Genomic DNA, 10,206 nt, shown 5'->3' with positions numbered 1-10,206 from the left:
GCTCTACCAAGCTGAGCTACTTCCCGTCTATATGGCGCGCCCGAAAGGAGTCGAACCCATAACCTTCTGATCCGTAGTCAGACGCTCTATCCAATTGAGCTACGGGCGCATAAATACTATCTGAATTACATTCTTTGGTGCGGCCGAGAGGACTTGAACCTCCACAGGGTTTCCCCCACTAGGCCCTCAACCTAGCGCGTCTGCCATTCCGCCACGACCGCAAAAGCGACATTGATTATCTTATCACGTTTAACATTTTGTGTCAACAAGATTTTCAAAAGTGCGGGTGAAGGGACTTGAACCCCCACGCCTCGCGGCGCCAGATCCTAAGTCTGGTGCGTCTGCCAATTCCGCCACACCCGCATAAGATAAATGGTGAGCCATGCAGGATTCGAACCTGCGACCCTCTGATTAAAAGTCAGATGCTCTACCAACTGAGCTAATGGCTCATCGTTCAACATTACTTATGTCAAAATATGAAAATGGCTGGGCTAGAAGGATTCGAACCTTCGCATGACGGAATCAAAATCCGTTGCCTTACCACTTGGCTATAGCCCATCAATTTATGAATAACAAATTATTGTTACATTGCGGTTGCTAATGCTTGCGCAATACTTTTTAAAAAATGGCGGTCCCGACGGGAATCGAACCCGCGATCTCCTGCGTGACAGGCAGGCATGTTAACCGCTACACCACGGGACCAGTATGAAAATAAGTAAAGCGATGACCCCTACGGGATTCGAACCCGTGTTACCGCCGTGAAAGGGCGGTGTCTTAACCGCTTGACCAAGGGGCCTTCGTAATAATAGTATCTGGCGGAGAAGGAGGGATTTGAACCCTCGCGCCGGTTACCCGACCTACACCCTTAGCAGGGGCGCCTCTTCAGCCTCTTGAGTACTTCCCCAAATTGGCTCCGCAGGTAGGACTCGAACCTACGACCGTTCGGTTAACAGCCGAATGCTCTACCACTGAGCTACTGCGGAATAATATAAGAATTTGGTGTCTTACTATAGAACTCAAAGACTATAACGTCGTGATAACTATGTGTTATCTTTTGTCGACTCTTTAGATTATAAGGACATTCAAAACTAAAGTCAAGCATCTTTTTAATTTTTTTAAACCTCTTTACTATCAACAAGAAACAACTTTCCTTTACACGTTCCACAAACATACCTTGTTGTATTTATCCTGCGTTTCCTACTATACAATTGACTACATAACTTACAAGCATATTGATATATTTTTTGATCTTGTTTTATCTTATTCTTGTCCGTTGATAATGGCGTGCAAAATCTAGGAGCCCCCACCTGTTTGAGAAGCTTTTTAAAATCAGCATCTTTATGTTGATACCCTCTTCCCTCAAGATGAAGATGATAATGACAAAGCTCATGTTTAATAATTCCTATAAGCTCCTCTATCCCTCTCTCATCATAGTATTTCTTGTTAATTTCTATATCATGCGAGCGCAACAGATATCTACCGCCTGTTGTCCTAAGTCGAGAATTGAAAAATGCTCGGTGTCTAAATATCCTCGCAAAATCCTTAAGTGAAATTTCTTCTACGAGTTTTTGAAGCTGCTGATTTTCCACTCTCCCCCCCCTCTCTAACTGGTGCGATATCCATCTTTTCATTTATCATAAACGAAGAATATTCTTTCTTAAAGCTTATTCTGGATTTGACCCACCATTTTTTAAGGCTTGCCATGGGCACGAGACATCCTCCCTATTCATATAATATTAAAAACGTCGAATTAACTGGGGGCTTATTCCATGCCTATCTGGCTTCAAAATCAAATTCGTAGGGCATTTCACGAAAAGAATCATGTTCAAGTGAAAATGCTGAATCAATGTTGGTTTTACTATTGGAATAACGAAAGTGTTCATTATTAACGGGAAAATCCTACCTAAAAAACACCTCCGATAAGGAAGTGTTTTTTACATTTTATAGTTGGTCTTTCGGTTCAAGCATAGTTAATGCCACCCTTTGCTTATTGATATCTACTGAATCCACCCAAACTGTTACTACATCTCCAACAGCCACAATATCGAGTGGGTGCTTCACAAATTTATTGCTCAGTTTTGATATATGCACAAGGCCATCTTGTTTGACACCCACATCAACAAAGGCACCAAAGTCGACAACATTACGAACAGTTCCTTGGAGCTCCATTCCTTTTTGTAAGTCTTCTAACTTTAGAACATCTTGTTTAAGTAAAGGTTTTGCCAAATCGTCTCGAAGGTCACGACCAGGTTTTCTTAAATCATCCATAATGTCCTTTAACGTAATGTCGCCAATCTCTAAGCTTTCCGCCAATGCCTTTATATCCCCACGATTAGACAACGCTTCATTCAGAACCTCACTGCCAATGTCGCGAGAAGTAAATCCTAACTTTTTCAAGAGTTTATTGACCGCTCCATAGTTTTCAGGATGAATGGACGTCTGATCTAGTGGCTCTTCACCGTCTACTACTCTTAAGAAACCGATGCATTGCTCGTAAGTTTTAGCTCCGAGGCGCGGAATCCCCTTTAAGCTTTTTCTACTCGTAAACTTCCCTTCTTCTTCCCGCCTCTTCACGATGTTTTGCGCAACAGACTTCGAGAGACCAGCTACATATTGAAGAAGAGACGGAGAGGCTGTATTAACGTTCACACCTACTTGGTTAACGGCCGTCTCGACAACAAAGGCAAGCGATTCTGATAATTTCTTTTGCGAGACATCATGCTGATATTGACCTACCCCTACTGACTTCGGATCAATTTTAACCAACTCCGCCAACGGATCTTGTAAACGGCGACCGATAGAAACGGCACTCCTTTGTTCAACAGCAAGATCAGGAAATTCCACACGAGCGATGTCAGATGCAGAGTAGACGCTTGCTCCTGCCTCGTTTACGATGATATACGAAATTTGTTCCTCAACTTCCTTCAGGATATCCGCAATAAATTGTTCAGATTCACGAGAAGCTGTGCCATTTCCAATCGCAACAATTTCTACCTGGTATCCCTTCAAAAGTGAAATAGTCGTATTCTGCGCAGCTTCTTTCTTGTTGACTGGAGGGTGCGGATATATGACATCAATAGCCAGTACTTTTCCTGTTTCATCAATCACAGCAAGCTTACAGCCAGTTCGATACGCAGGGTCGACTGCAAGAACGACCTTGCCTTTTAAAGGTGGTTGAAGCAAAAGATTGCGCAGATTTTCTGAGAAAATATGAATCGCCTGATCTTCTGCTTTTTCTGTCAGTTCTTTTCTAATTTCACGTTCAACAGAAGGCATGATTAGACGTTTAAAGCTATCCTCAATCGCCTCCTTAATTGGCGTAACAGCGCTAGAGACTGATTCTTTCGTCACAACCTTTTCAAGATAAGCAATAATCGCTTCAACATTTGGAACGATGGAAATTCGTAGCACGTCCTCCTTTTCTCCTCGATTCAATGCCAATACTCGGTGCGGCACTATTTTTTGAACAGGCTCAGTGTACTCGTAATACATTTCAAAGATTTTCTTTTCGTCTTTTTCTTCGTCTTTAACAGCAGATACGAACGTACCCGTTTTAAAAACATCTGCTCTTATTTTCTTGCGATATTCTGCGTCATCTGCAATAATTTCTGCAATAATATCTTTCGCCCCATTAATTGCATCTTCGACAGTAGGAACATCAAGTTCTTCAGATAAGAATTCTCCGGCTTTTTCCTCAATTGATTCAGATATAGGGAGTTCAAGCAGCCATCTAGCAAGAGGCTCTAAGCCTTTTTCTTTCGCCACTGTCGCTTTCGTTCTTCGTTTTTGTTTATATGGACGATATAGATCTTCTACTTCCTGAAGTTTGTCCGCCTGCGTAATTTGTAGCTTCAGATCCGGAGTAAGCTTTCCTTGTTCCTCTATACTTCGAATAACCTCAACCTTACGTTGATTAAGGTTTTCCAAGTAATTCGAACGCTCCATGATGGTCTTAATTTGTACTTCATCTAATGAGCCAGTCATTTCTTTTCGGTATCTAGCAATGAAAGGTACGGTATTACCTTCTTGAAGCAAGTTCATCACATTTTGTACTTGATGTATTTTCAATGCTAGCTCACGAGATACTTTATCTACAATTTCTTTTGTTTGATTTTCCTCTGCAATCACTGTTTTTCCTCCAAGCTAATCATTAATATTTCCACTGCTAAAAAATCCCTTATACGTATAGTCTAGCAAAAACCTTGACTCGTTGCGAATATGATGAGAGTAAATCCCCACATTATTCATCTCAAAGGTTCATATATAAACTTTCATAACAAAAAGCTTACTTTCCAAAGTTTCATGAAAGTAAGCTTCCTATAATAAATGTTGAGTCATCAGCTTCGACCTTTATTCCTTCAATTATTTCTTGGGCTTTCTGTTCCAAAGGGGAACAGGACTTTAAAAGGGATTTTGTTCCTTGAAGTTGAACACCATCTGAATGAAGAATGAAGCTCGCCCCAGGTTCATATTTAAATCGCTGAGTACGATACTTTTGTTGCCTTCCAGATAGAAATCCAGTAACAGGAAGTGGGTAAACGAGTTTCTCCTTTTCGGGATTATACAAGAAGAATCGAATGTTCCCAACCGAACTATAAACAAATTCTCTCGTATCGAAATAAATCTTTATAACGGATACAGCAGCTCCCCTTTTGTTCACCAATACTCCATTCCCCAAATCCATAAGCGCCTCGACGCCTTTGTTTTGGTTTCTCTTAACCTCTTCAATGACAGCGTGTGAGGATTCATAAGCAAATTCCCCACTACCGAGACCATCTGCAAGTACACAGAGAAGATACTCATCCGTATGAGTAATATAATAATCATCTCCACAATAGGTCTCTCCATTTTTAGAAGATTGAAACGCCCATAGATCAAATTGATTCTTGGAAAAAAACGCCCTTTTCATCGAACAGACTCCGAGCTATTCTCTGCATGAATGGCTTCCCGGAGCTTCTTTATTGATCGGCGTTGAAGTCGGGATACATGCATTTGCGAAATCCCGAGTTTTTCGCCCGCCTCTTTTTGACTCAGGTTTTCTAGATACGTAAGTTGGATAATGCTTTTTTCTCTTTCACTTAACACATGCAATACTTTTTCGAGCACCACGCGCTGATTAACACGCTCGAATCCTTCATCAACATCCCCAAAAACATCAAGCAGTGTAACCGTTCCGCCATCTGAATCTGCTTCCATTGAATGATCAACAGATAAAGCTTGATAACTTTTCCCCATTTCCATGGCTTCTAACACTTCTTCATCAGCTACTCCTATAAAGTCAGCAATTTCGCAAACTTTAGGAGAACGATGGAGAACGGTCGTCAATTCTTCCACAGCTACCTTGATTTTCGGCCCCAGCTCTTTAATACGTCTTGGAACATGGACACTCCATGTCTTATCACGTAAATATCTTTTGATTTCACCAATTACAGTAGGAACCACAAAGGCTTCAAAGCTTTTCCCGAAAGACTCGTCGTATCTGCGGATGGCTCCTAATAGTCCAATCATTCCCACTTGTACAATATCTTCTTGGGATACTTTCCCTTTTGAATATTTTCTAGATATGGCTTCGACTAAATTTCTATAATGGAGGACAAGTTGATTTTGGGCTTCATCATCCTGATTGAGCTGATAAGCTCGAATCCACTCATGTACTTGTTCTTTTACAGCTTGATTAGGTTGAGAGTACTTTTGCATCCATCTCCACCTGCTCTCCATCAACAAACTTAGTCATGAATACCGTGACCCCTTCATGTTGGTGAATTTTCACTTCATCCATAAGAGTCTCAATGAGATAGAGGCCCAAACCTCCTTCTCTTAAAAATTCAACCTCATGTCCATTTTTATAGGGTCCAAGCCCTTGACGCACCTCATCAAAGTTGCAGCTTTTTCCACTGTCAGAAACCATCACTTCCAAACGGTCTTCATATAAGCCAAAGCTAATTTTCACTTGTCCGTAATCCTGTTCTTTATATGCGTGTTGCACAGCATTTGTACATGCTTCGCTTGTGGCAATCTTCAAATCCTCAATTTCATCGTAGGTAAAGCCCATTCGACTAGCAATTCCAGAGAGCGTTAATCGAATGACTCCAATAAAATCAGGTTTTGCCGGGATCTTCATTTCGATGTATTCGTATGCTTGACTCATTCTACTCCACCCTCTGCATGACTTTTAATATCTATGATATCAGCGAGACCAGTAATATCAAACAGACGTTGCAAACGTTCTGACAATCCAACGAGTGTAAAAACACCGTTGTGCGCCCGCACGCTTTTGAATAAACCAACGAAAACACCTAGACCAGTACTGTCCATATACGAAACCTCTGTCAAGTCAACAATCATCACAATTCCTTCTCGCTTAGATAAAGGATATAATGTTTCACTAAGCTTGGGCGCTGTATATGCATCAATTTCACCTTTCACCCACACTTCTACTCCAGAGGTAATATCTTTTACTTCAACTGTTATGTCCATATCAATGCCCCACCTTTTTCATCCTAATATCCTCTGTTTTATTTACCCGCTTATCATCACATTAAACATCTCTTTTTAAAATAAGTAATGTAAAATCATCACGAAGTTGAAAATGCTGCATTTTCTCTAGCTGCTTAAAAAGACGGTTCACTATATCTTGTGCGTGTAGATGAATGTTTTGTTGAATAAATTCAATCAAGGTTTCCCTCTCAATAAACCCTTCACTCGTACGACATTCAGTAACACCATCCGATAACAGAATAATCATATCTCCTGGCTCTACTTTTTTTTCATACTGCATATACTTCGTTTTTTTATCAACACCTAGCAGTAAACCTTTCGCAGTCAAATCTGTAAATCCCTTTGTAGCGGACTCATAATAGAAACCAGGCTCATGGCCAGCTGCTGAATAAGAAAATAGATGGTTCTCGGGGTTATATAATCCATAAAACATCGTAATAAACATGCTGGGATCAACATTTTGTTCGACGACACGATTCAAGCTTTCCAGCACGCTACTAGGATTGTGTCGGTGTTCCGGTAGACTATCCATCGCATATTTAATCATGGACATACAAAGCGCTGCAGGAATCCCCTTCCCGATTACATCCGCAATGGCCACACCAATATGCTTCTTTTCATCTTGAACAAAGTGGTAATAATCGCCACTCATTTGTCTTGCCGGCACGCTTAATGCGCCAATTTCAAGACCATCCACGTTCGGAATGGTCGTTTCAAGTAAAGTAGATTGAACATTGGCAGCAATTTCAATTTCCGTTTTCAGTTCTTGTTGGATATGTCTGAGACTTTGATGTTCACGATACGCGAAACCGTAACCCATCATCACTTCAAGTAGAAAATCGAGTGAATCCAGAACTTCACCTGGGGTGCCTGGGTAAACGTCCATCAGGATATTTTTATGAATATTAATGATTTCTTCAGGTGCAATATTATGTTCAATCGATTTTTTACTAATTTTTTGCCCTTGATATAACGCTTGCTCCGTTTGATCTCGCAAATAAGTTGAGAGAGCTTCACGGTATTTGTTTTTCATGTTCTCTCTGTATGCCATAACATCCTCCTAGCGGATCCATTTAATGGCCGTGACTTTGGTTCCTTTACTCGGAAACGAATCAATATCGAACTCATCCATTAAGCGTCTTACTCCCGGAAGACCTGCTCCTAACCCTCCAGAGGTTGTATAGCCATCCTCCATGACTTTTCGGATATCCTGTATCCCCGGACCCTCATCACTTGCTATAATCTTCATACCGGATTTTCCATTCACATACTCTTTTTCTATACAAACGCTGCCACGTCCAGCGTATAAATATATATTTCTGGCTAGTTCACTGATAGCCGTCGTAATACGCGCTTGGTCGACAGTACCAAATCCCAGCTCTTTAGCGACATTTCGCCCTAATTGACGCGCGGCGACAATATCCCATTCATTGATAATTTTCACGCAGGATTGGAACTCCATACCCTTAATCCCCCAATTCCTGTTGTAATTTCTCCAGGCCTTTCTCTAAATCTAGCGCTGTCATAACTCCTTCTAGACTAACACCAAGCTCGATTAGGGTTATCGCAACAGCAGGCTGGATTCCAGTGATTACAACCTTTGCTCCCATCAGCTTTGACATACTGAATACATCACCCAGCACTTTTGCGATAAAGGAATCAATAAAATCAATGGAGGTTAAATCAATTACAACACCACTCGCACTCGTTTCGTGTATTTTTTGTAATAAGTCCTCTTGAAACCCAAGTGCCGTAGCATCATCTAATTCCCATTGGATCGACACTAAAAGGTAGTCATATAGCTTTAATATCGGAATTCTCATTGTCACTCCTCCACCTTAGTAATCTTTCGGTTTGTCCAATCTAAGGCAGCGTCAATTCCTTTTTTTAACGAATTCTTTGTAACAATTTCATTCAAATTTATTCCTAAACTAACAATCGTTTGGGCAATTTCAGGGCGAATGCCACAAATCATACATTTCGCTCCAACAAGTCGGACCGCTTCCGCCGCTTGAATAATATGATGAGCTACCATTGTGTCTACAACCGGGACACCTGTGATATCAATTAAGACGACCTCTGAACGCTGTTTAACAACTCCAGTCAATAGGTTTTCCATGATTTGCTTAGCCCGCTCAGTATCAATGGTTCCGATTAAAGGCATGATGGTAATCCCTTCTATAACAGGGATTAGCGGTGCGGATAGTTCTTGGAGGGCCATTTTTTGAAGAGAGACGGTCCTTTCCCACGTTTGAGTGTATATTGAAATAATTTCCTGTTTCATCGGTGATGTCCATTTATCTAAATCGTATATAATCTCCATTTGATTATCTTTTGTAACCTGCTCTTTCATGACCATTCCATTGATCACGACTAGAGTAAATTTATGAAGCCCTTCAATTATGAACGAAAGCGGCCATCCTAAACGTACAACTTTCTCTGCAAAATCAGAAAGCTTTGAAGCAAACTCTTCATTGTTTCTTCTTGTGTTGGAGATGATCATATCAATAAACTCTGCGCTTGTTTGCACAAACATCTCATTGGACACCACATTAATAAGACGCTCATCGGCATTTTCCTTCATGAGATTCATCCATTCCTCTAGCATGTAGTCACGACTATGGGTAATAAATGTAAAAACTATTTGATTCATAATTTCCTCCCAATCTTAACATACCCCCTGCGACTCTATGCCCGCTTCACAGGGATGTTACGTAAGTGTAAAACAAAATTAATCTTTTCTTCTTTAAAAGACAAAATATTACATATATTACTTTTTACGATAAGGTTTGTAACGTTTAATTGTTACATATTAGAAGCCATAACTATAATAAAACCCTCTTTTGAAGTAGATTAAACCAATTATCAAGATAATTTTTTTATTTTTCAAAAGTCAGTCTACCTCTAATCTCTATACATGACTTGTTATAACGCAAAAAAAATAACGATTTCAGCAAAAAGCTAAAATCGTTATTGCACCTATACGTAGGCATAAATTATTATATAAAGACGTCCTCTTCAAAGGGAAAACCATTTTTTACACACTAAAACTCTACTAGTCCTAGACTAATCTGTAAAGCTTCATTCACCTTATGCATCATTGGTTCATCCAGATGTGTAATCTTGTCTGTTAAACGCTGCTTATCGATAGTGCGTATCTGTTCTAAAAGGATGACCGAATCACGTTCAAATCCATATTTCTTTGCATTAATCTCTACGTGTGTAGGCAGTTTAGCTTTCTGTATCTGTGCTGTAATAGCTGCTACAATCACAGTTGGACTAAAGCGATTTCCAATATCATTCTGAAGGATGAGTACCGGACGGGTTCCACCTTGTTCGGAACCTACAACCGGAGACAGGTCTGCGAAGTATACGTCACCGCGCTTAACAACAATCAAGGGCTCAGCCTCCGCTTGCTAATCGTTCAACGGAATGTTCGGCCTCATATTCTGGATATTCTGCTAGGAATGCTTCAGAAGCAAGGGTTAGATTCAAGGTGGCCATTTCGATATAACCACGTTTCATGGATTCGCGAAACTCTCTTTTTTTACGTTCACGAAGATACATTTTCGTCGCACGATAAATAAATTCACTGCGATTTACATTTTCTTCACTTACATAACCATCTAATTCGGTTAGGAAATTTTGAGGTAATCGAATCATTATCTCTCTCGTTGCGCTGGATTCAGACACAAACATACACCTCCA

The 10,206-nt window shown here is 40.5% G+C and carries 13 protein-coding genes and 9 tRNA genes; 1 reads left to right on the top strand and 21 read right to left on the bottom strand.

The window, feature by feature from the left end; genetic code table 11:
* Nucleotides 1–32 precede the first annotated feature (32 nt).
* The 10 genes from AC625_RS01375 to AC625_RS01330 all read right to left on the bottom strand — a co-directional run bounded on the left by AC625_RS01375 (nt 33) and on the right by AC625_RS01330 (nt 1,589).
* A tRNA-Arg gene (locus AC625_RS01375) sits at nt 33–109 on the bottom strand.
* 26 nt (nt 110–135) lie between these two features.
* A tRNA-Leu gene (locus AC625_RS01370) sits at nt 136–221 on the bottom strand.
* A gap of 60 nt (nt 222–281) precedes the next feature.
* Nucleotides 282–363 (bottom strand) — tRNA-Leu (locus AC625_RS01365).
* Between the two features lie 10 nt (nt 364–373).
* A tRNA-Lys gene (locus AC625_RS01360) sits at nt 374–449 on the bottom strand.
* Between the two features lie 34 nt (nt 450–483).
* Nucleotides 484–558, bottom strand: a tRNA-Gln gene (locus AC625_RS01355).
* Nucleotides 559–626: 68 nt separating this feature from the next.
* Nucleotides 627–702, bottom strand: a tRNA-Asp gene (locus AC625_RS01350).
* Nucleotides 703–724: 22 nt separating this feature from the next.
* Nucleotides 725–796: transfer RNA gene (locus tag AC625_RS01345), tRNA-Glu, on the bottom strand.
* A 17-nt stretch (nt 797–813) separates the two neighbouring features.
* A tRNA-Ser gene (locus AC625_RS01340) sits at nt 814–904 on the bottom strand.
* A 4-nt stretch (nt 905–908) separates the two neighbouring features.
* Nucleotides 909–983 (bottom strand) — tRNA-Asn (locus AC625_RS01335).
* Between the two features lie 132 nt (nt 984–1,115).
* Complete coding sequence (locus AC625_RS01330; RefSeq protein ID WP_049679657.1) at nt 1,116–1,589, bottom strand: SprT family protein; 474 nt, start codon at nt 1,587–1,589, stop codon at nt 1,116–1,118.
* A gap of 180 nt (nt 1,590–1,769) precedes the next feature.
* On the opposite strand from AC625_RS01330, the gene cmpA reads away from it, so the two are divergent.
* Nucleotides 1,770–1,889: a cortex morphogenetic protein CmpA gene (gene cmpA, locus AC625_RS26310; RefSeq protein ID WP_152534698.1), complete on the top strand. Its 120-nt coding sequence runs from the start codon at nt 1,770–1,772 to the stop codon at nt 1,887–1,889.
* 52 nt (nt 1,890–1,941) lie between these two features.
* Here cmpA and AC625_RS01325 read toward each other — a convergent pair whose 3' ends face one another.
* From AC625_RS01325 to AC625_RS01275, 11 genes are all read right to left on the bottom strand, one after another.
* Nucleotides 1,942–4,128, bottom strand: coding sequence for a Tex family protein (locus AC625_RS01325; protein WP_049679656.1), 2,187 nt, complete (start codon nt 4,126–4,128; stop codon nt 1,942–1,944).
* A 172-nt stretch (nt 4,129–4,300) separates the two neighbouring features.
* Nucleotides 4,301–4,909, bottom strand: a complete 609-nt coding sequence (locus AC625_RS01320; RefSeq protein ID WP_049679655.1) for a PP2C family serine/threonine-protein phosphatase — start codon at nt 4,907–4,909, stop codon at nt 4,301–4,303.
* The gene (gene sigB, locus AC625_RS01315; protein WP_049679654.1) at nt 4,906–5,697 is read right to left on the bottom strand and encodes an RNA polymerase sigma factor SigB; all 792 of its coding nucleotides are present in this window, start codon (nt 5,695–5,697) and stop codon (nt 4,906–4,908) included. Before sigB ends, AC625_RS01320 begins: the two co-directional genes overlap by 4 nt.
* Entirely contained in the window at nt 5,675–6,148 is a 474-nt protein-coding gene (gene rsbW, locus AC625_RS01310) for an anti-sigma B factor RsbW (protein WP_049679653.1), read from the bottom strand. Before rsbW ends, sigB begins: the two co-directional genes overlap by 23 nt.
* A complete protein-coding gene (locus tag AC625_RS01305) occupies nt 6,145–6,477 on the bottom strand; it encodes an anti-sigma factor antagonist (RefSeq protein WP_049679652.1) in 333 nt (110 codons plus the stop codon). The genes rsbW and AC625_RS01305 overlap by 4 nt, the downstream gene beginning before the upstream one ends.
* A gap of 61 nt (nt 6,478–6,538) precedes the next feature.
* Nucleotides 6,539–7,549 carry a PP2C family protein-serine/threonine phosphatase gene (locus AC625_RS01300; protein WP_049679651.1) on the bottom strand — a complete coding sequence of 337 codons (1,011 nt, stop codon included), beginning with the start codon at nt 7,547–7,549 and terminating at the stop codon, nt 6,539–6,541.
* Nucleotides 7,550–7,558: 9 nt separating this feature from the next.
* On the bottom strand, nt 7,559–7,960 hold the full coding sequence (locus tag AC625_RS01295) for an anti-sigma regulatory factor (RefSeq protein ID WP_049679650.1): 402 nt from the start codon (nt 7,958–7,960) through the stop codon (nt 7,559–7,561).
* Between the two features lie 4 nt (nt 7,961–7,964).
* Nucleotides 7,965–8,321, bottom strand: a complete 357-nt coding sequence (locus AC625_RS01290; protein ID WP_049679649.1) for an STAS domain-containing protein — start codon at nt 8,319–8,321, stop codon at nt 7,965–7,967.
* Nucleotides 8,322–8,323: 2 nt separating this feature from the next.
* Nucleotides 8,324–9,151, bottom strand: coding sequence for an STAS domain-containing protein (locus tag AC625_RS01285; protein ID WP_049679648.1), 828 nt, complete (start codon nt 9,149–9,151; stop codon nt 8,324–8,326).
* 391 nt (nt 9,152–9,542) lie between these two features.
* A complete protein-coding gene (locus tag AC625_RS01280; protein ID WP_028390571.1) occupies nt 9,543–9,893 on the bottom strand; it encodes a type II toxin-antitoxin system PemK/MazF family toxin in 351 nt (116 codons plus the stop codon).
* A gap of 7 nt (nt 9,894–9,900) precedes the next feature.
* Nucleotides 9,901–10,191 (bottom strand): CopG family ribbon-helix-helix protein, encoded by a 291-nt coding sequence (locus AC625_RS01275; protein ID WP_049683527.1) that lies wholly within the window; start codon nt 10,189–10,191, stop codon nt 9,901–9,903.
* Nucleotides 10,192–10,206: the final 15 nt, after the last annotated feature.

Source organism: Peribacillus loiseleuriae (genome assembly GCF_001183985.1).
Lineage (GTDB): Bacteria > Bacillota > Bacilli > Bacillales > DSM-1321 > Peribacillus > Peribacillus loiseleuriae.
Note: the sequence above shows the minus strand (reverse complement) of the source record. Positions and strands in the feature narration are given on the sequence as shown.

What these genes read in the sequence shown, in the direction of transcription:
- sigB (WP_049679654.1), bottom strand. Translation starts at nt 5,697, where the DNA reads ATGCAAAAGTACTCTCAACCTAATCAAGCTGTAAAAGAACAAGTACAT.
- AC625_RS01305 (WP_049679652.1), bottom strand. Translation starts at nt 6,477, where the DNA reads ATGGACATAACAGTTGAAGTAAAAGATATTACCTCTGGAGTAGAAGTG.
- AC625_RS01290 (WP_049679649.1), bottom strand. Translation starts at nt 8,321, where the DNA reads ATGAGAATTCCGATATTAAAGCTATATGACTACCTTTTAGTGTCGATC.
- AC625_RS01320 (WP_049679655.1), bottom strand. Translation starts at nt 4,909, where the DNA reads ATGAAAAGGGCGTTTTTTTCCAAGAATCAATTTGATCTATGGGCGTTT.
- cmpA (WP_152534698.1), top strand. Translation starts at nt 1,770, where the DNA reads ATGCCTATCTGGCTTCAAAATCAAATTCGTAGGGCATTTCACGAAAAG.
- AC625_RS01285 (WP_049679648.1), bottom strand. Translation starts at nt 9,151, where the DNA reads ATGAATCAAATAGTTTTTACATTTATTACCCATAGTCGTGACTACATG.
- AC625_RS01295 (WP_049679650.1), bottom strand. Translation starts at nt 7,960, where the DNA reads ATGGAGTTCCAATCCTGCGTGAAAATTATCAATGAATGGGATATTGTC.
- rsbW (WP_049679653.1), bottom strand. Translation starts at nt 6,148, where the DNA reads ATGAGTCAAGCATACGAATACATCGAAATGAAGATCCCGGCAAAACCT.
- AC625_RS01300 (WP_049679651.1), bottom strand. Translation starts at nt 7,549, where the DNA reads ATGGCATACAGAGAGAACATGAAAAACAAATACCGTGAAGCTCTCTCA.